The organism is Sporosarcina sp. A2, assembly GCF_050858885.1.
Lineage (GTDB): Bacteria > Bacillota > Bacilli > Bacillales_A > Planococcaceae > Sporosarcina.
This window is the reverse complement of the sequence record NZ_CP193898.1, coordinates 515,427-541,146: the sequence shown is the minus strand read 5'-3', so window position 1 is coordinate 541,146 and position 25,720 is coordinate 515,427. Positions and strand designations below refer to the sequence as shown.

Here is a 25,720-nt window from a genome sequence, read left to right as displayed (position 1 = left end):
TCAAAAGCGACTTCGCTCTTGGTCCGGATGTTTTTCTTTTTAAGCTGATGGTAATGGTAAATATAGAAAAGGAAATCTAGGAGATGCGAGTAGATTTTCATTAAGTTCCTCAATCGGTAACGGTTTACTGAAGTAGTAGCCTTGAATTTCGAAACATCCAAGCTCTTCTAAACGCTTCAACTGGCCTTCCGTTTCCACGCCTTCTGCAACGGTATGCATATGAAGACTTTTCGCAAGTGTCAAAATCGCGCGGACAATCGCGCGGCTTTTGACGTCCGTTTCGATATCCTTCACAAATTGTCGATCGATTTTCACTTCTTGTATCGAGAAATGCTGCAAATAGATGAATGCTGAATATCCAGTTCCAAAGTCATCTATTGAAATTGCAAAACCTAGAGCACTTACTTTTCTAATTTGAATTTCCACAAGCGTAGTATCTTCCAATGCTACATTCTCTGTAATTTCGATAATCAGTTTCTGTGGATTAATAGAGTATTCCTGAATACATTCACTTAAAAATGCTGGAAAACGATGATGCAAAAAATGTCTCGGTGAAATATTAACGGAAATTGTCAATGCACCTAACCCTTGCTGCTCCCAACTTTTCAACTGCATGCAGGCTTCCCTCACAACCCACTCTCCAATTTGCGTAATAAGTCCCGTTGTTTCAGCAATGCCAATGAATGCAGTTGGGGGTAGCAATCCTCTTTGTGGATGTTTCCAACGGATCAATGCCTCGACTCCCGTTACTTTGTGCGACAAACTCTCCACTTGAGGTTGATAGAATAGACAAAACTCATTCATATCGAGTCCTTTTCCTAAATTCATCTCTGAATGCATTTCTTCTTCCCACTGCTCATACATTTCAGGATCGTAAATAGCACGAGTTTTTCGATTCCCTACTTTCTGAGAAGAATCCAGAGCAGTTTTCGCTGCTTGTATGCCTTCATACGCATTCTTCACATGCTCCGGATAATTAGCGATTCCATAACTAAACGTCAGATAGACTTCTTGCCCTTGTATGAGTACTGGATCACGCAGACCGGAGAGGATTTCTGCCATGGCGAATTCATTTTTCTCTCGAGATCCTAAATCCTTTGTAAAGATGATGAAGTGATCGAACGCAATTCGAGCAAAAATGGCATTGTCCGGAAACAGTTCACCAATACGATTTGCAACTTTTTTTAAAGTGATTTTCGTTCCTTCAGGACCTAATACACTTTGTATGGATGCAAACTGGTCCATCTTCATATAAAGGAAGGCACCATTAAAGTCCTCTCTCACTGTTTGAAGTCGTTTATTTACTTTTTCAATGAATGCGTTCTCATTATCAATGCCCGTCAATGGATCTGTATACGCCAATTCATGTACACGCTTTTCCATTTCCAATCGATTGAGGCGATCGAACACAAACGACAACATGTCTGCAATAGCGGCAATAAAGACTTCATCCAAATCGGTCCAGCTACGTTTCGTAATCGTCTCACAACATAGAATTCCACCTATGCCACGACTCATAATAATGGAAGCATCGAGCAAGGAAGCCATCTCGGTATTCAAAAAGTATTCTTCAGGCAGAGATTGTAATGTGTCATTTGTCGCAATCTCTTCTACCGCATGCACTCGTTTACTGACAATGGCGTCGAAGTATGCTTTCGCATGTTTAGAATCAAGTCTACGCACTACAGGAATTTTAACGGAATCGGACGTGTACGTGAGATTCTCGGATAACACGGTTTTCTCGTCATTGAACAACCATATACTGACTCTCTCGACTTTCATAATAGACGCGATGTTTTCACAAAGTTCATATAAGACATCTCTCATTGACTCTTTTGTCAGGGCTAACTGTTTTGCCTGCTTAAATACTACTTGTTGCTGCTCTTGCATTTTAGAGATAAACTCCGCTAGTTCTTCCTTGGTTCGATTCATGCTCTAGTACCTCCTCAAAAGGCGTATCTACTAGTCTTTGTATCGGTTACTTTTATGGTTTTATAATAAATTTCACATTTATCTATCTAGTACTATCGTAATTCGACATATTCTGCTTTTTACCTCTTGAGTTTTCAGTGAATTCTACATATTCTTGCGATTAGTTTGATATAATGGAAATGAGCCACTATTCATTTTAGGGGGATGGGACAGTTGGAAATTAAACAAGAGAACGGATTGCAGAAAATGTGGGAAGAAATCGAGCGTCAATTGAACGCGGATGCGGCACCAATCCAAGAACTAGCAGTGAGTTACGGTTTTAATTTGTCTGGAGATGAATCGGGCACGTACGTCTTAGCATTAAACAACGGCAAAGCAAACGTCACAGCACAAGAAACAGAAGAAGCAGATTGCACATTGACGATGAAAGTCGATGATTTCTACAAACTACTAGCTGGAAAATTAAACACCACAACAGCGTTCATGATGGGTAAGTTAAAAGTAAAAGGCAGCCTTGGCCTCGCACTCAAACTCGAAAACATCCTAACCCACTATCGTTTTTAATTTTTTATTTTCTTCTATCAATATCCAATGAAAATAGTTGATCTAAGATAGCATCGTTGATCGCAACGGAAGGTGGCGACTCCTTAGGGATAAGCGAAGGTTGAAGACCCCGCAGAGAGCGTAGCGATCGAGGAGGCTGAAATCGAGCCCCTAGGAAAGCGTCCACCTGCAGAGTAAATCAACACCGCTAACAACTTACAAAATGTAAAAAAGACGCCTTCTCAATAAAGAGAAGACGTCTTTTTGTAGTTCTTATTACAAATTATCTTGCTGAGAATCCGCCATCGATTACGAGTTCAGCGCCAGTGATGTAAGAAGCTTCATCAGAAGCCAAGAACATTACTGCGTTACCTACGTCTTCAGGTTGTCCAAGACGAGCAAGTGGAGTCATTTTGATAAGACCCTCAAGTGCCGCTTTAGAAGACTCTAGGTTAGCTACCATTGGTGTTTGGATAACTCCAGGGAATACTGTGTTTACGCGGATTCCGTCTTTACCAAACTCAGCTGCAGCTGCACGCGAGATCGCACGAACTGAACCTTTAGAAGCTGCATACGGGTTGTAACCCATACCAACTAGAGCTGTGTAAGAAGAAATGTTAACGATTGAACCTTGTCCTGCTTCTTTCATGAATGGAACGACTGCACGCATACCAGCGAATGTACCGAATCCGTTGATGTCGTGTAGGCGCTGCCAGTCAGCAAGTGTAATATCGTCCATGCCTTTTTCAGTAGAGATACCCGCACAGTTGATAAGGATATCAAGTTTACCGAACTTGTCAGTAGCTGTTTTTACAGCCTCTGCCCAGTTATCAGCGTCAGTAACGTTAAGCTTTACGTATTCAACATTTTCTTTTGCTTCCCATTTAGCTTTAAGTGCGTCTGTGTTAATGTCTGCAGCGATGACTTTTGCGCCTTCAGCTGTGAACAAGTTAACCATCATTTCGCCCATGCCTGAAGCTCCACCTGTAATAAACGCTACTTTATCTTGCATTCTACCCATTTAAACCGCTCCTTTTTATGTGTTGAATAAGTTTTAACATCTAAATAGTACTCCTATATTTCTTGCATTGCAACCAACGACACTCGGCTCATGATTTTTCAATTTTTTCAACAGATGCCAACTTTCTCACACCACCATTGTGTTAATATTTGCGGCATTCCCATGAAAACTTACACAGTGAAACTTGCCCGTTTTAACGTTTCCGCAAGAATTTCAGCGCCTGTATCAAGTGCACCTCGATCGAATGTCATCTTGGGGTGATGTAATCCTGGTCCCAAGTCCGCTCCAAGGCCAATCATTGTCGCTTTCAATTGTGGATTGCGGATTGTATAGAAGTGGAAATCATCACTTCCAGAAGTTACAACGTCCGGTGCAAGTCCTTGTTCACCTAACACGTTAATAATCCCTTCACGTGCTATCGCTGCTGCTTCATCGGACACTTCTGCTGCTGGCGTATAGTCTGTCCATTCTAGACGGATTGATGTATCGTAAAGTTCTCCAATTTGTGCAATCCCTTTATCGATTCGCTTTTGTAATTGTTGTAACACATCATTGGCCTGTGCACGAATATCCATACCAAACTTCGCAGAACCGGGTATAATATTTAAACTCTCTCCACCCGCTTGGATGCTCGTTAACTTTGCCGAATATGCTTCATATGGAGAAAATTGAACCGTTTTAAGAAACTGTCCGATTGCAAGTAGAGGATCGATTGCATTGTTACCTTGATGCGGTCGAGCCCCATGTGCATCGACACCATTGATGGTTCCTTCTACAAAGTTAGCAGCCCCGTGTCGGATCGCAGCGGAGGCTTTACCAAGAGGAAGTTCTTCTTGGGGTCTTAAGTGAATACCGAACATGTACGTGACACCATCGACAGCTCCCCGGTCAATCATCGCATTCGATCCATTCCCTTTCTCTTCAGCAGGCTGGAAGATGAAGCGGATTTTACAACCAAGCTCCTCTTCTTTCAAATAACTAAGAGCTCCGAGGACCATCGCCATGTGACCGTCATGGCCACATGAATGATTTGCTTGGTAAACACCATCTACTTCTTGCCAGAGTGCATCTATATCTGCACGAACGGCGATGATGGATTCTCCTTCACCAATTTCAGCTACGACGCCCGTAACGTCATCAAACGTTTTAAACGGTACGTCGAACTCTGTAAGAATCCGAGCAATTTCATTTGTCGTTTGTTGTTCTTTCCAACTCACCTCTGGGTTTGCATGGAAGTGCTCAAACCAATCGCTAATTTGTTGTGTAATAGTCAAACGCTCGTCCCCCTTTTAACGTGTACGCCCAATATCCCCGTAGATTCCTAACAACTTCTCTATAATCACTTCATAAGAATGCTCATGTACAAGTTCTTGTCTTCTCGGATTTTCATCTGCAACATTAGAATTAAGAGCTCGCCGGATTCCATCTGCAAGACCTACAACTTCGTGGGGTGGCACTAAAATTCCTGCTCCTTCTGCTAGCAAGTACGATAATCCTCCGACATCAGAGGCAACTACTGGCGTTCCTGAAGCCATTGCTTCAAGTGCTACAAGTCCGAATCCTTCATGGTAAGACGGCAACGCCAAAACGTCTGCTGCCGATAGCCATTTCGCAAGCTCTGGTTGGCTTTTTGTTCCTTCGAAGTGAATCCCTTGGATGTCCTGATCTCTCACATGCTTTTTAACTTCCGATACATACGCTTCAGATTTATCAGAACCGATTAAATGTAACGTGGCAGATGGTATCGTTTGTTGCACACGCTCAAATGCCTCTACTAATTCAAGAACCCCTTTTTCTCGGATTAAGTTACCAATAAATAAAATTACAGGGGCCTGTTCCGATAATTCAAGCGCTTTACGAACTTCCCAGCGCGGAAGTGGATGAAATACTGCCTGATCCACGCCCATACTCATCATTGTTACAGATGTTTCAGAAACACCAAAGTTTGTGACAACTTCCTGTTTAAGACGTTCTCCGACTGTAATCACATGGGCAGCTTCTTGTAGAATAGTTTGAGTGAGACCTGCAATTCTCGCACTCTTTTTCGCCATTTTGTCAATATCTCCGCCATGAACGGTTACGACATAAGGAATGTTAAAAAGTCTTTTCCCTATTAATGAAAGAAGACCTGTCGGGAAGGCGTAATGAGCGTGCGTTAGTGCAAGATTCCGTCGATTTTTCATCAAATATAAGAACGATCCCGCAAACCACTTGCCATATTTCAATAGCGACTGTACTTTCCCGCCTTTTGGATTATCAATTGCCTTAACATCGACGTCAATTCCTGAAGTCCTCAATAATTCGACTTGGTTTTTAACAAAAATTCCGTATGTAGGGTGATGTATAGAGGGATACATATTGCTAAATACAACGATTTTTTTCATAGTTGCTCCATTCTGCCAGTTTTCGGTTTAAACGCTCCGGCATTTCGATAAGTTTGGTTACAAAGATACAGTAAATCTGTCTTTTTTTCACGTACAACCGTAATTATACGTAAAAACCCAAAAAAGCTTACCAGGATTGTGTCCTGATAAACCGCGTCAAATAAGCGTTTTATACATAGTGCGACGTTTTGTAACACCATTGTAATATAACTGTAACCGAAAACAGGTTTAGCCTATGCTAAGATATTCACAGATAACGACACTGTCCTTGATACGGTGCGAAAGGGGAAACTGAAAAACTTATGAAACTAAAACGTCTCTTGGCATTTGGAATCGCCAGTTTATTAATTTCAACGTCCGTACCGTCTATAGCTTCTGCTTCTTCTGCTACTGATTTGGTAAATACAGCTAAAAATTACATAGGAACACCTTACCGCTATGGTGGGACAACTACTTCAGGAATCGATTGCTCGGCATATACGCAAGTCGTTTTCAAAAAGTCAGGGAAAACACTCCCACGTACAGCTGACCAGCAATATCGTCAAGGACAAGCTGTAGGAAAAAGCAATTTAGCAACTGGTGATCTTGTGTTCTTCAATACAAGTGGAAACAAAGTATCACACGTTGGTATATATATCGGTTCAAGTAAATTCATTCATGCTTCAACAAGCCAAGGTGTTACAATCTCATCCATTAATGATCCTTACTACTGGAAGAGTAAATACGTTGGTGCTAAAAGAGTTGCAAACTTCACTGGGACAAGCGTAGCTACATCTAATACAGCTAAGCCAGTAGTCAATTATGCTACACGTGCAGAAGTTGCAGAAGCGATCGCAAAAAAACTCAATTTAACTGCACAAGGTGCATCATCTTATAAAGACGTTCCTAGTAATCACCCACAAGCTTCAGCAATTACAGCTGTTACAGAAGCGAAAATTTTGTCTGGTAATAATAATGGCGAGTTCAAACCAAACGACTTATTAACTAGAGCAGAAATGGCAAAAGCACTTTCTAATGCTTTCAATCTTTCCCAAAGTTCAAATGTTCCTTTCTCTGATGTAAGTTCTACCTATTGGGCTTTGCCTTTCATTGGTGCAATCTATAATGAAAATGTAACAAAAGGTTTCTCAGATGGAACATACGGAATTAACGGTAAAGTAAAAGACACTGAGCTAAAGTTATTTATGGAGCGGGCTCAATAAATAGTATTAAAAGACGTGGAAATCTCTTACTATAGAGTTTTCCACGTTTTTCTTTTATTAAACCCCTATTCCAAAATTCTTTGGACAACTCCTTTATAAATTTATATAAAAAAGCGCAATGCCCCTATGATGGAGGCATTGCGCTATTTCTGTATGCTTTACACTTGGAATCTACTAACCTCTTGCTGAAGCTCGTCAGCGAGGCGTGTAAGGCTCTGTGCGCTTGCACTGATCTCTTGGCTAACAGCGAGTTGTTCTTCCGTAGCTGAGCTTGTCTCCATTGCTGAAGCGGCTGCTTGTCCACTTAACCGTTGGACTTCACGCGCACCTTCTGTCACTTCATCCGCCATTGCCTGAATTTCTTCAATTGCAGCGGATACCGTTTCGACTTTAGCTGACACGTCGCTCACGGCCTCTTGAATGTCTTTAAATACTGCATTAGATTCAGCAGTAGCGGTCATTCCTTTTTCTACTTTGTCATTTCCAGTTTCGATTGATTTCGTTGCTTTCTTTGAATACACTTGGATGTCACTAACCATCGTTCCAATTTCAGAAGCTGATTTCTTCGACTGCTCGGCAAGTTTACGCACTTCAGCTGCGACAACTGCGAAGCCTTTTCCTGCATCTCCGGCTCGCGCTGCTTCAATGGCTGCGTTCAATGCAAGCAAGTTCGTTTGCTCAGCAATTCCTGTAATAATTGCAGTTACTTTTTCAATTTCAGACGAATGAGCCGCCATTTCCTTCATAATGGTTGCAGTCTCTTGGATCGTTTCTCGAATCGTTTTCATTTCATCTACTACTTCAACCATCGATGCGGACCCTTTGCTAACGAGTTGCGATACAGCTTCTGCAGAACGCAGCATATCTTCGTTGCTCTCTGATATTTCAGCGACACCAACGGATAACTCATTCATAGATTGCGTTGACTGGTCTGTAATCTTTTGTTGTCGTTCACTGCCTTCTAATTGTTGTTCTGCAGTACTTGCGATCAGTTCCGATGATGCTAAGCTTTCTTCCGAGCTCGCTGATAACCCTTCAGATTGTTCAGCGAGTTGTGCAGCAGATGTATTAATTTTACGAATCATATTCGCAACATCAGCGCCCATTTTATTGAACGCATTCGCCATTTCACCGATTTCGTCTTTACTTCGTACGACAAGTGGATTTATTGAAAAGTTCCCATCAGCAATTTGATGAAGTCCTTCTGTCACTATGGCTACCGGTTGTGAAATGGAACGGCTAATTCTTCTTGAAGTGAATGCTCCAACTAAGACCGCGATCAGCATAACTACTGAAATGATAATAATAAGTTGCATCATCATCTGATCGACTTCATTGCGCTTTTTCTCCAGAACTTTGTATTGATTGTCTTTAATTAAGTTAGCACGTGTCATTACAACGTTCCCAACGTCTTTAGACGCTTCAGACATCCATTTTGCGATATCGTCTTTTCCCGCTTCCAAGTTATCGACGATATTATTTTGTAACGTCATAGACTTTCCATTGGAATCAACAAGAGCTTCGTACTCTTTCTTCATTTTTGCGCTATCGATCATCTTGCCAAGCTCCTGGATCAGATGCTCAGAACGCTCATAGTTTTCGTGACGTTCTTCTAATAGCCCTTTGTCTTGATAAAGCATATACCCCCGGATTTTACTTTGCATTTGTTCTTGCTTGAGTACAAACTCATCGACAATGTCGACCTTATGTACTTCGTCGTCCAGCATGGTCTTGTAATCATTGTTCAACTTAACGAGTAGCAGAATACTCGCTACCCCTATAACGACTAACAGGACGATAAGGAGTCCAAACCCATTTCTTAACTTCCCCTCAATTGTCCGTTTCACCCATTCCACCCCAAACTTATCTCTTTTTCAGCAACAATGAATTGCATCAATCATCTGAATAGTTATAACTAGTACAATTATATCTGTTTCTTCTGAATAAATCACTACTTTTCTACCATTATTTAAAGTTTTCCATACTCATTGTGCCTAGAGTAAATAAAAATACCGCTCCAGCAATATGCCAGAGCGGTGGATTGTTATTAGACAGCTGCTGTTTCCATTGTTTCATTGAATACAGCTAACGCATTCTCAACAGAAACTTCATGACCGCTAGTTTGTAGAGCTTCTCCAATTTTCCGGATAGCAGTCTCTAGCATACATGGAGTCGTGTTCCCCATATGACCGATTCTAAAAGCTTTTCCAGCTAAATGAGCGAGGGCACCAGATAAGATGACTCCTTCTTTAGCAAGTGCTGCACGGAACGCCGCATCGTCCACTCCCTCTGGATAATACAAGCAACTGAGTGTAGGTGCTGCGTCTTTCTCTTCTGCGAGCGGTGTCATTCCATAAGTACGTAACGCGGATCTAACAGCGCGACCATACGCTCTATGACGGACGTAACGCTCTTTCAGTCCTTCTTCTTCAACAATACGAAGTCCTTCTTCCAACGCGTAGATCATATTGATAGGTGGCGTTGCGAAGTATTTGGATGGATCATGCATAACCGGTAGCCAATTGTGAATATCGCAATAATAAGCAGAAACGGATTTCATCTCATTTCGTGCTTTCAATGCATCTTTGCTAAATGCAACGATGCCAATTCCCGGTGGAACGCCAATCGCTTTTTGTGATCCCGTCAGTACGATATCGATTGCGGTATTCGGTCCTGCATAGTTGTGCTGCATATCTTCTTGCATCGCTGTCGTCGCACAAACTCCATCGACAATTGCGAGTGCTCCATGTTGTTTAATTAAGGGAATTAATTCACCTAAGCTTGCTTGAACGCCAGTTGACGTATCGGCATGTGTTACCGTCACTGCTTTATACGTGTTTTTCTCTAAATGCTCTTTGACATATTTCAAATTGACTTGTTTGCCCCACTCCGCTTGTAGCAGGTCGATTTTTATCCCAAATGCTTGCCCGAGTTTTATAAACCGATCTCCAAAATACCCGTGGCTAATAATTAAGAGACGTTCTCCAGGTGCAATTGTGTTAACTAAGGCCATTTCCATTGCAAGGGTTCCTGATCCTGCAACGATGAATACTTCCCCATCTGTATTCAAAATTCGTTTAGTTCGTTCAATCGCGAGCTTGAATCGACTAACAAATCGTGGATCTGTATGAGCACGTGTTTCTTCACCTAAAGCATCGTAAATCGAATCGACGACTGGTGTCGGTCCAGGAATTAATAATAAGTCTTCATTTCTCAATCAAATTCCCCCAAGTAATCAGATTGTTGTGCACACCTAAATTCGACATCTTATTCAATAACTCCTTTATTGCTATGAAAAAGGTAGATTCAAAAAAGAGATTTGCCCCTTCTTGAATCTACCTTGAATTGATTGTCTAACTTGTCTGCTCAAACGTTCTCAAAACGTTGTTCATACGAGGTGATCTGATCTTCATACTGAATTGTTAGCGAGATTTCATCCCAACCATTCAATAGCATTTGTCGAGAATACGGATCGATGTCGAATGTTAGAACGACATTGGTATCTTCACGTGTGACAGTCTGTTTCTCTAAATCTATAGTAAGTGTAATTGGTGTCTGCTGACCCTCTGTAAGTAGAGAATCGATTTCGTTTTGCGGCAGCAGGATTGGTAATATGCCATTTTTGAAACAATTACTATAGAAGATATCCGCAAATCCAGGTGCGATGATCACACGGAATCCATAGTCTAGTAAAGCCCATGGAGCGTGTTCCCGGGAGGAGCCACAACCGAAGTTTTCATCCGCTACTAAAATCTGTGCCCCTTCAAATCGAGAATCGTTCAAGACAAACTCGGTCGATTGGTTACCTAGACTATCAAAGCGCCAATGGTAAAACAGATACTTCCCGAAACCCGTACGTTCAATTCGTTTCAAAAACTCTTTTGAAATGATTTGGTCTGTATCGACGTTCTTCCTATCTAGTGGGGTCATAATACTTGTAACCACTTGTATTGGTTCCATCGATTTCTCCTCCCTTCATTCCTGCATTGCAGGTACTTTTCGTATATCTGTAAACCTTCCGGCAATGGCAGCTGCAGCTGCCATTACTGGACTCACGAGATGCGTCCGTGCACCGGCACCTTGACGTCCTTCGAAGTTCCGATTCGATGTAGATGCACAGCGCTCACCTGCAGGAACGACATCGTCATTCATCGCAAGACACATACTACATCCCGATTCCCGCCACTCAAATCCAGCTGCTTTAAATACAGTATCCAGCCCTTCTTGTTCTGCTAGACGCTTCACTGAACGAGAACCTGGAACGACAATTGCAGTGACATCGGGATGAACTTGTTGGCCATCGATAATAGAAGCAGCTGCACGCAAATCACTAAGACGTGCATTCGTACAAGATCCGATGAATACATGCTGAATCGCAATATCCGTTAAAGGCATCCCTTCTTGCAACCCCATATAAGCAACCGCTTTTTTCAACGCTTCTTGATCGGAAGGAGACGCATAATCAGAAGCAAAGGGCACGTGACCACTAATTCCCGTTCCCATCGCAGGGTTTGTTCCCCAAGTTACATACGGTTCAATTTCTGTCGCATCAAGTGTACGAGTTGTATCGTAGACTGCACCGTCATCTGTTGCGAGAGCGAGCCAGCGTTCAGCAGCCACATCGAAATCTTTACCATCCGGGACGTGACGACGTCCTCTCAAGTACTCAACAGTCGTCGCATCCGGGCTGATCAATCCAGCTTTGGCACCGGCTTCAATAGCCATATTACAAATCGTCATCCGTTCTTCCATCGATAAATTACGGATTGCTTCTCCAGTGAATTCCATAATGTGGCCCGTTCCTACGTCGATGCCGAACTTCGAGATTACTGCGAGAATGATATCCTTTGCAGTCACGCCATGCCCTAATTCTCCGGATATTTGTACTTCCATCGTTTTCGGACGGCGCTGCCAAAGTGTTTGTGTAGACAAAACGTGCTCTACTTCACTCGTACCGATACCAAACGCGATCGCACCGAACGCACCGTGTGTGGATGTATGGCTATCTCCGCAAACGATTGTGCGTCCAGGTTGCGTGAGTCCAAGTTCTGGTCCAATAATGTGGACAATTCCTTGGTCAGGGTGCGTCATGTGCGCAAGTTCGATTCCGAACTCCGCACAGTTTTTCTCCAATGTCGTCATTTGTTTCAGAGCGATTGGATCTGTCAAAACGTCAACGTTACGCGTTGGCACGTTATGATCCATCGTCGCATAACAACGTTCGGGGCGACGCACTTTTCGCCCTGCTAGACGTAATCCTTCAAACGCTTGCGGAGATGTCACTTCATGGAGGAGGTGGAGATCGATATAGAGGAGATCCGGTTTCCCTTCTTCCTCTGTTACGATGTGCTGATCCCAAATCTTTTCGATAATTGTCTTTGCCATTTCCAGTTCCCCTTTCCATGAGTGGCAGCAAGCAAATGCCGCGAAAGTTTATACATATGAAAACATAATACTATTCGAAACGGACTGCACATCCACTTCTTCAGCAACACGTTCTGCCCATTGCTCAGTTGTCATTGGGCGGACATCTGGTCCTGCTAGATCTGCAGTACAATGACCTTCCTCGTACACTGTTTGCACGGCTAACTCAATTGCCGCAGCTTCTTCTTCCATTCCGAACGACTGGCGCAACATCATTGCAGCGGACAACATCGTTGCAGCTGGATTCGCAAGTCCTTTTCCTGCAATCTCCGGTGCAGATCCATGGACAGGTTCGTAGAGACCAAAGCCATCTGTCCGGACACTTGCTGAAGGTAGTAGCCCAAGTGAACCTGTAATTACGGAAGCTTCATCGCTCAAAATATCACCAAACATGTTCTCTGTGACAATAACATCGAACACAGCAGGGTTTGTAATGAGTTTCATCGCAGCAGAATCGACTAGTTGGTGCTCAACTTCCACATCAGGGTACCCCGCTCGTACTTCTTCTACGACTTCACGCCATAACTGACTCGACTTTAAGACATTCGCTTTATCGACAGAAGTCACTTTACCGCGACGCATTCGTGCTAAGTCAAATGCTGATCGCACAATACGCTCGATTTCCGTTCGTGTGTAAACGAGTGTATCCACTGCTGCATCATGGGTTTTTTGACTCGGTTCACCGAAATACAGTCCTCCTGTAAGTTCACGAACGATGACAAGATCTACATCTTTTACAAGTTCCTCTTTTAGAGGTGACCGATGAATAAGTGCTGGCACAGCTTTCACAGGGCGAATGTTAGCAAACAATCCGAAGTGTTTACGAATCGCTAGCAATCCTTTCTCTGGCCGTGTTTCCGATGGGTTTTGATCCCACTTTGGACCTCCTACTGCGCCGAGCAACACCGCATCGCTCTGTTCACAAAGTGTAATTGTTTCGTCAGGAAGTGGTGTTCCATGAGCGTCCACTGCAGCCCCGCCGATAGAACCATAGGCAAATTCGAACGTATGATGAAACCTTCTTGCAATTACGTCAAGCACCTTCACTGCTGAAGCGATTACTTCTGGACCAATCCCGTCACCGGGTAATACTGCGATACGTTTCTCCATCGTCGTCTCCTCCTTATAGGATCAATTTACAGTTTCAACTGCAAGTTCTTTTTGTATTTCCAATGACTGGCGTACTAACTGACGATTAATAGCATTTAAATACGCTTTTGCTGAAGCTTCCAATACGTCTTGTGCAATGCCTCTACCCGTTAACTGGGTACCGTTAAAGTTCAAATTGACAACCGCCTGACCGAGTGCATCGCGTCCTTTACCAATAGAAGAAACTTGATAGTCAAGAATGTGCACATCGCCTTTAACAAGCAACTCCAATGTGTTAAAGATTGCTTCGACAGAGCCTGCGCCTGTCGTTGCGACACTGACTGTTTCTCCTTCAGGCGTCGAACTAGTTACTGTAGCAGTCGGAACGTTGTTCGTTCCATATTGAACTTGGATACTTTCCAAATCATAGATTGGTATTTCTGTTTCTTCCAATTGTTGTCTCGTAAAGAGAACGAATAGATCGTCTTCTGTAATCTCTTTTTTCTTGTCTGCGAGCTTTTTGAACTCTACAAACACATCATTCAGCTGCTCATCACTCAACGTGAAGCCCATTGTAGTCGCACGATCTTTAAACGCTGCCCGACCGGAGTGTTTCCCAAGAGCTAAAGGCTCTTTCGTTGCACCGATTAATGCAGGAGTAATAATTTCGTACGTCTCAGGATTTTTCAGCATACCGTCTTGATGGATTCCGGATTCATGTGCAAATGCATTTTTGCCGACAACCGCTTTATTCGGCTGGATCATAACGCCTGTCAAACGACTCACGAGTTCACTCGTCCGCTTGATTTCATGTAGAAGAATACCTGTTTCCAAGTTGTAGAAGTCTTTACGGATATGCAATGCCACAGCAATTTCTTCGAGTGCCGCGTTGCCTGCACGTTCGCCTATTCCATTGATAGTGCCTTCGACTTGGTCAGCACCATTTTCGATTGCTGCAATTGAATTCGCAACCGCCATCCCTAAGTCGTTATGACAATGGGCAGAGAGTTTCACGCGATCAATACCGCGGACGTTTTCTTTCAAGAACCGGAACAGAGCGCCATATTCTTGCGGAGATGCATATCCGACTGTATCTGGAATGTTCACCGTCGTTGCGCCAGCTGAGATGACTTCGTTCAATATCCGAACGAGAAATGCTGGATCGGATCGAAATGCATCTTCAGCCGACCACTGAACTAGCGGGAATTTAGTGCGAGCATATTTGACCGCTTCTACCGCAATTTCCACAACCTGATCGGGTGTCTTTTTCAACTTATATTCCATATGAATGGGTGATGTTGCGAGGAACACGTGTAAGTGAGGCTGTTCTGCGCCTTTTAACGCTTCCCAAGAAGTGTCGATATCACTTTTCACAGCACGGGCTAAGCCCGTCACTGTAGAGTTTCGTACGATGTTTGCGATGCGTTGAACTGCTTCGAAATCGCCGGGGGACGAAGCGGGAAAGCCCGCTTCAATCACCGTTGCGCCAAGACGTTCAAGTTGGCGTGCGATTTCAAGCTTTTCCGCCGTATTTAAGTTAATGCCAGCTGACTGTTCGCCGTCCCTCAGAGTTGTATCGAAAAAGTCAATTCGTCGCACCAGCCGTCACCTCTTCCTCTTTTTTCAATCCTTTAGCAACAAACGGCATCATCGCACGTAGTTTTTCACCGACTTCTTCAAGCTGATGTCCAGCTTCTTCTTTTTCGATGCGGTTAAAGTTCGGACGTCCGTCCTCGTTTTCTTGGATCCATTCTCTTGCGAATTTACCCGATTGGATATCATCCAAGATCGACTTCATGCGCGCTTTTGTATCTGCATCGATGACGCGTGGTCCTGAAACGAAATCGCCCCATTCTGCCGTGTCTGAAACCGAATATCGCATACCTGCCATGCCGCCTTCATACATCAGGTCTACGATTAGCTTCGTTTCATGTAGCGTTTCGAAGTATGCGAGCTCCGGCTGGTATCCTGCTTCTACAAGTGTTTCGAAGCCTGCTTTAATGAGAGATGTTAATCCTCCACAAAGGACCGCTTGCTCTCCAAATAGATCGGTTACTGTCTCTTCTTCAAATGATGTTTCGAGTACGCCACCGCGCGCAGATCCGATCGCTTTTGCATACGCAAGTGCTGTTTCTCGAGCTGTGCCAGATGGATCTTGATATACTCCGAATAATGCTGGAACACCTGCGCCTGCTTCGAATGTCCGTCGAACGAGATGTCCAGGTCCTTTAGGAGCAACGAGGAATACGTCAACGTCTGCAGGTGGTTTGATTTGCCCGAAGTGGATGTTGAATCCGTGTGCGAATACGAGTGATTTACCTGCTTTTAGTGCAGGTGCAATCTCTTCTTCATACACTTGTTTTTGACGCTCATCCGGAAGCAGTACCATGATAACGTCTGCTTGCTCTGCTGCTTCAGCAACTGTTGTTACGTCGAGTCCATCCGCTTTCGCTTTGTCGAACGACTTACCTGGTCGAATTCCTACGACTACGTCAAATCCGGAGTCATTGAGGTTTTGTGCGTGTGCGTGGCCTTGTGAACCATAACCGATTACCGCGATTTTCTTGCCGTCCAATACTTTCTCGTTGATGTCCTGGTTATAATACATGTTTGTCATAATAAATTCCTCCTAGGGTTTGTGGGTTCTTTTATTTTTTATTTCATTTTCCAAAAGAATGAGATATCGCCAACATGTTCTGTTGATTGGAGCGCAAATCAACACCGTCCGAATACTATAAGTTACTTCAAAATCGATAACAGTGGAGATGGAGCTTTTTGGACTTCGCGAACGAATGCTGCTGTACCTGTTCGGGTGAGTTCCTTGATGCCATATGGCTTAAGCAATGCGATGAACGCGTCGATTTTGTCTGGGTCGCCTGTGACTTGATAGGTCACGATGCTCTTCCCAGAGTCGACGACGGTTGCACGAAACGGTTCGACAAGACTATTTATCTCCCCGCGTGCGTGTGGCGGAGATGTCACTTTGACTAGCGCCAGCTCACGCAACACAATTGACTTGTCGGTAATGTCATTTACCTTGATAACATCAATCTGCTTTTGCAGTTGCTTCACAAGTTGCTCAATTTTCTGTTCATCCTCTACATTCACGATGAACGTCATCTTCGACATACCCGATTGCTCCGTATGCCCAACCGTAATACTTTCAATGTTGAATTGCCTTTTCATCAGCAACCCTGTGACGCGATTCAGCACACCACTTTGGTTAATGACCGTTACCGTGATGACTCGTTTCATGGTGCGCTCACTCCAATCATTTCTTGAATTCCTTTCCCTGGTGCTACCATCGGATAGACGTTTTCCATACGCTTCACACGGCAGTCAATTAGAACGGGTTCATCCGATAACAACGCTTCTGTTAAAATTGCTTCCGCTTCGTCTATGCTTCGAATGCGGTAGCCTTTTAGATCATAGGCTTCGGCTAACTTCACAAAGTCTGGTTGGATTGGAATTAACGACTGTGAGTACCGTTCTTCGAAGAACGTCTCTTGCCACTGCCGAACCATTCCGAGCGCTTCGTTGTTCAAAATAACAACCTTCACTGGAATACGTAATTCTTGAAGCAACGATAATTCCTGTGCAGTCATTTGGAAACCGCCATCCCCAACTACTGCAATCACCCGCTTATCAGGTTTAGCGAGTTGAGCACCGATTGCTGCTGGGAACCCGAAGCCCATTGTGCCGAGACCACCTGAAGTGACCCAACAATCGGGATCATTCAAGCCATAGTATTGTGCTGTCCACATTTGGTGCTGCCCCACGTCCGTCGTAACAATCGCGTTACCTTCTGTAATCTTACGGATCAGCTCGAGCGCTTGTTGGGGTAGTAGATGATTTGGATCTTCTTGGTACCAAAGTGGGAAGTTCTTCGTCAGACTCTCAAGTTTCGTTAACCAAACCTCAGTGTCAGGTTGGCAAGCCGGATGTTTCAATAAAGCAGCTAGCGCTTCTTTTGCATCTGCAACTATCGGGATAGCAGTTGGAACATTCTTTCCGATTTCTGCTGGGTCGATATCAATATGGACGACAGTGGCATTCTGTGCGAAGCGCTTTAGATTACCAGTTAGCCTGTCATCAAACCGGGCTCCGATGTTGATGAGTACATCACATTCGCTGAGCGCCATGTTCGACGTATACGTACCATGCATTCCTGCCATTCCGAGGAAGAGTTCGTGATCTCCTGATATGCTACCTAAGCCGAGTAACGTGTTCGCTACTGGAATCCGATTCACTTCAGCGAATTCTTTTAATTCTGCGGTCGCTTTTGCATGTAGGACACCAGCCCCCGCCAGAATTACGGGTTGTTTCGCCTGCTGGATCAGCGCGATTGTTTTTTGAATTTGCAGGTAATTCGGATGAACAGTAGGTTGATAGCCAGGTAAATACAGCTCTTTTGGTGCTTCTGGGACGTTTTCTGCAGACGCTGTCGCGATGTCTTTCGGAATATCGACGACTACAGGTCCTGGTCTACCCGTCGATGCGATATGAAATGCCTCTTTAATGATGCGAGGCAAGTCTTCCACTCGACTCACTTGATAGTTATGCTTCGTAATTGGTTGCGTAATACCGATGATATCCGCCTCCTGGAAGGCATCTGTTCCAATGACGCTACTCGCGACTTGACCTGTGAACACAACGAGTGGGATGGAATCCATCATCGCATCTGTAATTCCTGTGACAAGGTTAGTTGCACCTGGGCCTGATGTTGCAAGAACAACTCCAGTTTTGCCGGAAACCCGAGCGTACCCTTCAGCTGCATGGATCGCGCCTTGTTCGTGGCGAGCTAATATGTGCTGAATAGGATTTTGGTACAGTGCATCATAGATTGGGAGAACGGCTCCGCCTGGATATCCAAAAATAATTTCAACTTGTTGCTCTTTCAAAGATCGTATTAAAACATCCGATCCATTAGCTGGCCGCGTGGGAGCGACAACGGTCTCATGCACTTCAGGTGCCGTTTTCAACTGCACTTCCGTACTCATTTACATCTCTCCTTGTCATCAATGATTACTATATAGCCCTAGTCGAAATCCGTTTTTCATCAAAATAAAAAGCCTTTTCTCCCCGCGCAAAAGCAATTGCGCAAGGGATGAAAAAGCTTTCATGGTACCACCCTTGTTCGCGGTAACGTACACCGCCTCATGGACACGAACAAATCGTATCCTTTTTCATAACGGGCACTTAAGCCCGAAACAGCTTACTCATTTCAACTGTTCACTCCGAGGCGATTTCGCGTTGGCTGCATTACCGGTTTTCAGCACCACCGGCTCTCTGGGAATGCAAGAGTCCAAACACTTTTACCTCATCATCGAGTTAACTATTAAATTTTCATAACAGCACCCGTACTAGCGGATGTCACTAATTTAGAATAACGGGCAAGATACCCTTTTTTAATCTTCGGTTCAAATGGTTCGATTCGACTTTTTCGTGTTGCTAATTGTACTTCATCAACTTCTAATTCGATCGTTCTGTTCGTTAAGTCAATCGCAATAATATCTCCATTTTCAACAAGTGCGATTGGACCACCTTCAGCAGCTTCTGGAGAAATGTGCCCAATAGAGATGCCTCGTGATGCTCCTGAGAAACGACCATCCGTGATGAGCGCAACTTTTGTTCCAAGCCCTCGACCCGCAATAGCTGCAGTCGGTGCAAGCATCTCTGGCATACCAGGTCCACCTTTAGGTCCTTCATAGCGGATGACTACAACGTGGCCCGCTTGCACTGTACCGTCGTCAATACCTTCTTGAGCCGCTTCCTGAGATTCAAAGACAATCGCTTCACCTCTGAACTCTTTAATAGAAGGATCGACTGCTCCGACTTTGATGACGCCGCCGTCCGGTGCAATATTTCCAAAGAGAACGGAAAGTCCTCCAACTGGACTGTAGGCATTTTCTTTTCGACGGATAACTTGTTCGTTCTTGATCGGCCGGTCTTTCACATTTTCATAGAGTGACTTCCCGGTAATTGTCATCCGATCGGGGTGAACGGCTCCCTCAATTTCACAAAGTTCTTTTATAATGGCGCTAACGCCACCTGCTAGATGGACGTCGTGCATTGTATAATCGGATGCTGGACTGATCTTTGATAAATACGGAATTCGTTTAGCGACTTCGTTAATATCACGAACGTCGTACTCAATTTCTGCTTCGTGAGCAATTGCGAGTGTATGGAGCACCGTATTCGTTGAACCACCCATCGCCATATCAAGTGCAAACGCATCGTCAATGGTTTCTTTTGTAATGATGTCTCTAGGCTTAATGTCTTCTTTCACCATTCGGACAAGATGATGTGCAGCCTCTTTAATGAGACGGTGACGTTCGTCGGAAGTAGCAATGATCGTGCCATTGTCCGGTACGGTTACGCCAAGCATTTCCATAAGCGAGTTCATCGAGTTAGCTGTAAACATTCCTGAACAGCTTCCACATGTCGGACAGGCACTCTGTTCAATATCCAGTAGTTCTTCAGCAGTCATCGTTCCTTGCTTGTAAGAACCAACCCCTTCGAACACAGATACAAGGGATAAAGGTTTTCCGTCTGATGAAGTCCCACCTTCCATTGGACCTCCTGAGACAAATACGGAAGGAACGTTCGTACGAACCGCTGCCATCAGCATACCTGGTGTTATTTTGTCACAGTTCGGAATGTAGAAGACACCGTCAAACCAGTGAGCGTTTATAACTGTTTCAGCTGAATCTGCGATGAGTTCACGACTTGGTAACGAATAACGCATACCGATATGCCCCATCGCAATTCCGTCATCGACGCCAATTGTATTGAACTCGAATGGAATACCTCCAGCTTCGCGAATCGCTTCTTTCACGACTTCTGCAAATTTGTTCAAGTGCATATGACCGGGAATGATATCAATGTATGAATTACATACTCCGATAAATGGTTTCTCCATATCTTTCAATCTGACGCCAGTAGCATATAGTAGACTTCGATGCGGTGCACGATCGACACCTTTCTTAATCATGTCACTTCTCAATAAAACTCACTCCTAACAGTGGCACCAACGGGTGGACGATTATTTCAGCTTCACGTAACCTTTAAAAAGTTTCGTTTGCTGAAGTAGATTGTTGTAATCATATAGCGAAAGAAATGAAGAGTCAACAGTGTTTTTTAAATTATCGGCCAATTTCGAATACGCAGTGAAAATGTATCCGCTTACAACGTTGATATAACGCGATATATTGCACATCGCGTTTTTCAAAAGAAATTTTAAATGGTTTCTTTAGCTGAAGTTAGAAAATCTTTCGACAAAATTCGCGCCGTCCACACCTGTGCATAACCTTTTCCACGTTATCCACTAGACACATGAAGGCTAGTTGCCACTATGAACAACTTGTCCACACTTTATCCACTAATGAATGTGGATAATCGAACGGTTGTTCTTTTTTTCGTTCTTTGCTAAGTTATAGGTAACCCGCTTTCCTCATAACTGGGGACGATATAAATTTCTTGGAAGAAGGTGCACGGTCAATGAATAGGCTCCCCGATGATTTACTAATCCTATCTTATGTTAAAGCCATGGAACTAGAACTATGTTCAGATTTTATTAGCCTATTGAAGAGTGAAGTTAATAAACGCAGTTTGCTTTGTTTCATCCAATAACTTTTCTTGTTAAGCTGTCACTTCTATTGGAAAGCGGTGTAGTCAATTTATATAGAACGAAGTAAAGACCAACTGTTTATAGAAAACAGTTGGTCTTTACTTTGTGCCGAAAAATGTAAAAAGTCCCTTTACCAGCAACTTCAAGCTGGCAAAGGGGCTCCATTCTTTTGTTATACAGTAAACTGTTGAATCATTTCTTGTAAGTCTACGGCTTTGTTGCTCAAGTCCTGTGCAACTGCATTGATTTCTTCAATTGTTGCCATTTGTTCTTCCATAGAAGAAGCGTTTTGCTCTGTTTGTGCAGAAGCACTCGATGCTTGACCTGCGATTTCGTTAACAGAGGCAGATACTTCTTCAGCACTTGCAGAAATTTGCTCTGTAGCTGCAGAAATTTCTGCAATTTGATTAGACATTACTTGAACGGCTTTTACAATATCCAGGAATGTGCGACCAGCATCTTCAATAACTTGCACGCCTTGTTCTACATTCACCATACTAGAAGTTACCGATTGCTCTACGTTTTTAGTGTCTGTCTGAATTGCTAGCGTCAATTCAACGATCTGGCTAGCTGACTTTTTGGACTCCTCAGCTAGTTTACGGACTTCATCCGCAACGACAGCGAACCCTTTCCCGTGCTCACCCGCACGTGCTGCTTCTATCGCTGCATTGAGTGCTAGAAGGTTCGTTTGCTCAGTAATGCCTGTAATGACATTTGTGATGTTTTCAATTTCTTCAGATTGTTGACTCAACCGTTTAATTAGTTCCGATGTTTCGTTAGATGATTGATAAATAATATTCATCTGTTCTTTTGCGTTGTCAATCGTTTTTCCACTTTCAGTTGCAATATGCATCGTTTTTTCTGCACTCGTATTCAATTCAGTTGCTGATTCAGCAATGCGTTGAACACCTACTGCTGTTTCTTCCATTGCAGTAGAACTTTCACGTGCGGACATCGCAGACGATTGTGAGCCACTTGCCACAGAGTCAATCGACTTCGTCATCTCTTCCGCAGACTTAGACACTTCATACGTGCTTGCCGACAATTCTTCTGCAGATGCAGTCAAGAGAAGCGCGTTTTCATTTACCCCACCAATTAAGTTACGAAGATTTTGCTTCATAACATTAAACGAACTTGCTAATACCCCTACTTCGTCTTTCGAAGCAACGATTACATCTTCCTCGGTCAAATCCCCTTCGGCAACTGCTGTTACTGCTGAAGACAATCGCCGGAGTGGTTTAGAAATCATGCGAGTTAAAACAACCGCGATGACAATGCTTAATACTAAACTAAGGATCCCAGCAATAATTGAAGCAATTGCAGCTTGGTCCGCAGACTTATTTGCAGATTCATTACCAGCGACTAGTCTTTTGTTTTGGAATACTGTGATTTCTGCAGTGCTTGCCTGAATCTCCTCATTTATCGGACGCATACTCAAATCTAATTTTTGTACAGCTTCTTTCGTCTTTCCAGACTTTTGTAGTTCAATGACTTCATTTGCAGATGTCTCAAATTCTTTAGCTAATTTTTGTGTCTTTGCAATCTTTTCTTGCGTTTCTGACAACAACGACGTTTTTGCCATTGTATCTAGCATTGTAACCATGTGTTCGTGTTGAGCTTTGTACGATTCCAATTCTGATGAATTGCTTGTTAGCAAGTAAGAACGGATGGCCTGCCCTTGCAACGCACTATCTGTCTCTACTGTTTTTGCTAAAATACTTAATGTAACATTATTTTCCAATAAATGATTATACTCCTTTTGAATAGTTGATAGTTGTGTTCTATTCCATGTCGTAGATATTAAAATAATAAGTACGATGATTCCAAAACCAGCGCCAAGCTTTCTTCCAATTGTCATTTGTATCGCTCTCTCCCAAAGTAATTTAATTTTATAGTAGTACTTTCGGAATAAAACTTGAATAGTTTATGGGCTTGGCTGTTGTTTTATTAATCTATTTTCTTATAGTTATTCCAATATAATTAAAATAAAAGCAAGAACGCGAAAATGCGTTCTTGCTTTTACGTTTATATTATTTTAATTCATACTTCGCATAGCCATCTTTTGTTGGGGCGATGTAGTGAACACGTTTGTTTTCTCCAAGATGTTGTTTTCCTTTTTCAGATGTCTCGAAGATCATTTTTGCATTGTTGACTGGTTGGATTGACCAGTTTCCATCTGCTGAAGGATCTAGTGGATTGACTGCTTTCATGTAGTCCACGATTGCTTCACGGTTTTCGTATTGATACGTAAGAGTATCTGAAGCATTCCGAACTCCTGGGAATGTCCCACTTGCACGATAATTGTTCGTAACAACGATGAATTTCTGACTCATGTCGATTGGCTTATCGTTGAATTTCAAGTTTTTAACACGGTTCGCACCTTCGTTAACAACTTTCCCATCACCATCATATTTATTTGGTTGTGTTACATCATACTCGTATGACACTCCATCAATCACATCAAATAGATAGGATCTGTAATTGCTGTTCAATACATTTTGTTCTTCAGTTTTGCTAGCATCGATCTGATTGAATTGGCCACCTGACATTTCAAGCCATTCTTTCACATCTGCACCTGTCATAACGAGACCTGTAATTGTATTGTCGAAGACATAAAGATCCGCCATGTTCTTGATGGCGATGTCGCCCTTAGGGATGTCAGTATAGTAATCTGATCCATAGCGTCCACCTGCTTTAAATGGTGCGCCTACTGACAAGATTGGAAGGTCTGCGTACTGTGTGCCTGGAATTTGAGTAGCAACATAGCGCTTTTGTGCTTCCGTTACAATTTGAATTGACGGATCGTCTTGAACAAGCGCGAAATAACTTGTAATTGGTGCTTCAATTGTTGAAACCGGTGTGCGGATGTAGTTAAGTGTGCCTTCGTGTGCTTCCTTAACAGCATTCATAACGTCTTGGTTGATAACTTCTGAGTCTTTATGGACTGCGCGAAGTGAACCTTTACCAGTGATGATTTTCCACTTACCATTTTCCATCTTCATTTCATAATCGAGTACACCTAGGTGACTACCGAACTTACCTGGCATTACGACAGGAGTTCCATTTAACGTACCGGCTGCTTGATCTGCATTTTTCACATCTGCAAAATCTCCTGGGAACAATGCGTGATTGTGGCCAGTTAGGATCCCATCAACACCATCGATTTCAGAAATTTGCCATGTGATATCGTCTTCACCTTTTTCATGTATCTCATCACCAATACCTGAGTGAGCGATGACGAAGACAACGTCAGCTCCTGCCTTTTGTACTTCTGGTAAGAACTTCTTAACCGTATCATACCCATCTTCTACGGTTACCTTACCGTTCAGTATTGCTCCATCCCAACGAAGAATTCCTGGTGCAACAACACCAATTACTCCAACTTTAAGCGTATGTTTCTTCCCCGCTGAATCGATTACTTCCTTATCTAACATTACGTAAGGATTGTAGCGGTTTTTACCTGTTTTTGCATCGTACACGTTTGCATTAACGACAGGGAAACCTGACTTCTCAATAACTTGGTCGAGATAATCCAACCCATAATTGAACTCATGATTACCAAGAGACATGACGTCGTAGTCAAGTGCTTGCATTGCTGCAAATGCTGGATGTACTTCGCCTTTTTTCAAAGGATCTACACTGACTTTGTACGTGCCAAGTGGCGTTCCTTGGATTAAGTCCCCATTATCAAATAGTAATGTGTTTTTCGATTCAGCACGCATTTCATCGACCAACACACCAACTTTAGTAAGCCCGTAGTCTTCAACTTTAGTGTCTTGATAATAGTCATAGTTTACGAGGTTCATGTGAAGATCTGTTGTTCCCATTACTCGAAGGGAAACTGTTGCTTCATCAGTACCAGGTGTTTGACCAGGATGTTGCTCACTGATCTTCACTAAACGGTCTACAATAGTGCGAGTTTCGGTTTTCATGACAGCTCGTTTCGGTTTTGCAGTACCATCTGAATAGCCTTTCAGCAGACCAAGTCCGATACTTTTCACTATTTCTGGTCGCAACGAAGCACCGAAGTCACTCTTGTCCTTGAAACGGTCAAGTACGCTCATCGGATAGGTTTTGTCTGTATGCGCAGCACGTGCAGAAATTACAAATGCTTGTTCACGAGTGAGTGAACCTTTCGTATCGAATACTGTTGTTGAGCGACCATTCACGAGACCTGCTTTTACAGCAGCTTCAACATATGGCGCCAACTTCTTGTCCACATCTTTAAATGTAATGGATGACCCATCTTGTAATGGTAAATTGAGAGCGGTTACAACTTTTTGAATAAATTCCCCTCGTTCAGCTTCGTTAGACTTAGCAGCGCTTGCTTGTTGAGGTATAATTAAACTACCTAGTGCTAACATCATAACGAGCAAACTAAATCCGACCTTTTTCGGCAAAGACATTTACATCTCCCTTTCAACTCATAGTTGTTGTTCAGTTCAAACATACCATAGTTTTCAGTTTGTTCAATCTGTTATTCTAGTTTACTAGA

Annotated in this window: 19 protein-coding genes and 1 other annotated feature; of the genes, 3 read left to right on the top strand and 16 right to left on the bottom strand. The window is 43.3% G+C overall.

Features of this window, described 5'->3' with window-relative positions:
* Window positions 1–39: 39 nt before the first annotated feature.
* Window positions 40–1,932, bottom strand: a complete 1,893-nt coding sequence (locus tag ACRPI0_RS02300) for a sensor domain-containing phosphodiesterase (protein ID WP_432354539.1) — start codon at window positions 1,930–1,932, stop codon at window positions 40–42.
* A 213-nt stretch (window positions 1,933–2,145) separates the two neighbouring features.
* Here ACRPI0_RS02300 and ACRPI0_RS02295 point away from each other — a divergent pair, with 213 nt between their 5' ends.
* Window positions 2,146–2,496, top strand: a complete 351-nt coding sequence (locus ACRPI0_RS02295) for an SCP2 sterol-binding domain-containing protein (protein ID WP_432354538.1) — start codon at window positions 2,146–2,148, stop codon at window positions 2,494–2,496.
* Window positions 2,497–2,758: 262 nt separating this feature from the next.
* Here the strand turns inward: ACRPI0_RS02295 and ACRPI0_RS02290 are convergent, their stop codons facing one another.
* The 3 genes from ACRPI0_RS02290 to ACRPI0_RS02280 form a co-directional block, all read right to left on the bottom strand.
* Window positions 2,759–3,496 (bottom strand): SDR family NAD(P)-dependent oxidoreductase, encoded by a 738-nt coding sequence (locus tag ACRPI0_RS02290; protein ID WP_432354537.1) that lies wholly within the window; start codon window positions 3,494–3,496, stop codon window positions 2,759–2,761.
* Between the two features lie 170 nt (window positions 3,497–3,666).
* Entirely contained in the window at window positions 3,667–4,770 is a 1,104-nt protein-coding gene (locus ACRPI0_RS02285) for an amidohydrolase (protein WP_432354536.1), read from the bottom strand.
* Between the two features lie 15 nt (window positions 4,771–4,785).
* Window positions 4,786–5,880, bottom strand: coding sequence for a glycosyltransferase (locus ACRPI0_RS02280; RefSeq protein ID WP_432354535.1), 1,095 nt, complete (start codon window positions 5,878–5,880; stop codon window positions 4,786–4,788).
* A 302-nt stretch (window positions 5,881–6,182) separates the two neighbouring features.
* On the opposite strand from ACRPI0_RS02280, the gene ACRPI0_RS02275 reads away from it, so the two are divergent.
* Complete coding sequence (locus tag ACRPI0_RS02275) at window positions 6,183–7,082, top strand: NlpC/P60 family protein (protein ID WP_432354534.1); 900 nt, start codon at window positions 6,183–6,185, stop codon at window positions 7,080–7,082.
* A gap of 158 nt (window positions 7,083–7,240) precedes the next feature.
* On the opposite strand, the gene ACRPI0_RS02270 is transcribed toward ACRPI0_RS02275, so the two are convergent.
* The 10 genes from ACRPI0_RS02270 to ilvD form a co-directional block, all read right to left on the bottom strand.
* Window positions 7,241–8,929 (bottom strand): methyl-accepting chemotaxis protein, encoded by a 1,689-nt coding sequence (locus ACRPI0_RS02270; RefSeq protein ID WP_432354533.1) that lies wholly within the window; start codon window positions 8,927–8,929, stop codon window positions 7,241–7,243.
* A gap of 200 nt (window positions 8,930–9,129) precedes the next feature.
* Complete coding sequence (locus ACRPI0_RS02265) at window positions 9,130–10,299, bottom strand: pyridoxal-phosphate-dependent aminotransferase family protein (protein WP_432354531.1); 1,170 nt, start codon at window positions 10,297–10,299, stop codon at window positions 9,130–9,132.
* Window positions 10,300–10,448: 149 nt separating this feature from the next.
* Window positions 10,449–11,042, bottom strand: a complete 594-nt coding sequence (gene leuD / locus ACRPI0_RS02260; RefSeq protein WP_432354530.1) for a 3-isopropylmalate dehydratase small subunit — start codon at window positions 11,040–11,042, stop codon at window positions 10,449–10,451.
* A gap of 15 nt (window positions 11,043–11,057) precedes the next feature.
* Window positions 11,058–12,467 (bottom strand): 3-isopropylmalate dehydratase large subunit, encoded by a 1,410-nt coding sequence (leuC, locus tag ACRPI0_RS02255; protein ID WP_432354528.1) that lies wholly within the window; start codon window positions 12,465–12,467, stop codon window positions 11,058–11,060.
* 48 nt (window positions 12,468–12,515) lie between these two features.
* The gene (gene leuB / locus ACRPI0_RS02250) at window positions 12,516–13,616 is read right to left on the bottom strand and encodes a 3-isopropylmalate dehydrogenase (RefSeq protein ID WP_432354526.1); all 1,101 of its coding nucleotides are present in this window, start codon (window positions 13,614–13,616) and stop codon (window positions 12,516–12,518) included.
* Between the two features lie 21 nt (window positions 13,617–13,637).
* Window positions 13,638–15,194 (bottom strand): 2-isopropylmalate synthase, encoded by a 1,557-nt coding sequence (locus ACRPI0_RS02245; protein WP_432354524.1) that lies wholly within the window; start codon window positions 15,192–15,194, stop codon window positions 13,638–13,640.
* On the bottom strand, window positions 15,181–16,212 hold the full coding sequence (gene ilvC, locus ACRPI0_RS02240; RefSeq protein WP_432354522.1) for a ketol-acid reductoisomerase: 1,032 nt from the start codon (window positions 16,210–16,212) through the stop codon (window positions 15,181–15,183). Before ilvC ends, ACRPI0_RS02245 begins: the two co-directional genes overlap by 14 nt.
* Before the next feature lie 122 nt (window positions 16,213–16,334).
* The gene (gene ilvN, locus ACRPI0_RS02235) at window positions 16,335–16,850 is read right to left on the bottom strand and encodes an acetolactate synthase small subunit (RefSeq protein ID WP_432354521.1); all 516 of its coding nucleotides are present in this window, start codon (window positions 16,848–16,850) and stop codon (window positions 16,335–16,337) included.
* Window positions 16,847–18,595, bottom strand: coding sequence for an acetolactate synthase large subunit (ilvB, locus tag ACRPI0_RS02230; protein ID WP_432354520.1), 1,749 nt, complete (start codon window positions 18,593–18,595; stop codon window positions 16,847–16,849). The genes ilvN and ilvB overlap by 4 nt, the downstream gene beginning before the upstream one ends.
* Before the next feature lie 100 nt (window positions 18,596–18,695).
* Window positions 18,696–18,931 (bottom strand) — a binding site (T-box leader).
* 2 nt (window positions 18,932–18,933) lie between these two features.
* Entirely contained in the window at window positions 18,934–20,601 is a 1,668-nt protein-coding gene (ilvD, locus tag ACRPI0_RS02225) for a dihydroxy-acid dehydratase (RefSeq protein WP_432354518.1), read from the bottom strand.
* 494 nt (window positions 20,602–21,095) lie between these two features.
* Between ilvD and sda the strand changes: the two genes are divergently transcribed.
* On the top strand, window positions 21,096–21,227 hold the full coding sequence (gene sda, locus ACRPI0_RS02220; RefSeq protein ID WP_432355865.1) for a sporulation histidine kinase inhibitor Sda: 132 nt from the start codon (window positions 21,096–21,098) through the stop codon (window positions 21,225–21,227).
* A gap of 170 nt (window positions 21,228–21,397) precedes the next feature.
* On the opposite strand, the gene ACRPI0_RS02215 is transcribed toward sda, so the two are convergent.
* On the bottom strand, window positions 21,398–23,083 hold the full coding sequence (locus ACRPI0_RS02215; protein ID WP_432354517.1) for a methyl-accepting chemotaxis protein: 1,686 nt from the start codon (window positions 23,081–23,083) through the stop codon (window positions 21,398–21,400).
* Between the two features lie 172 nt (window positions 23,084–23,255).
* The gene (locus ACRPI0_RS02210) at window positions 23,256–25,631 is read right to left on the bottom strand and encodes a bifunctional 2',3'-cyclic-nucleotide 2'-phosphodiesterase/3'-nucleotidase (protein ID WP_432354515.1); all 2,376 of its coding nucleotides are present in this window, start codon (window positions 25,629–25,631) and stop codon (window positions 23,256–23,258) included.
* Window positions 25,632–25,720: the final 89 nt, after the last annotated feature.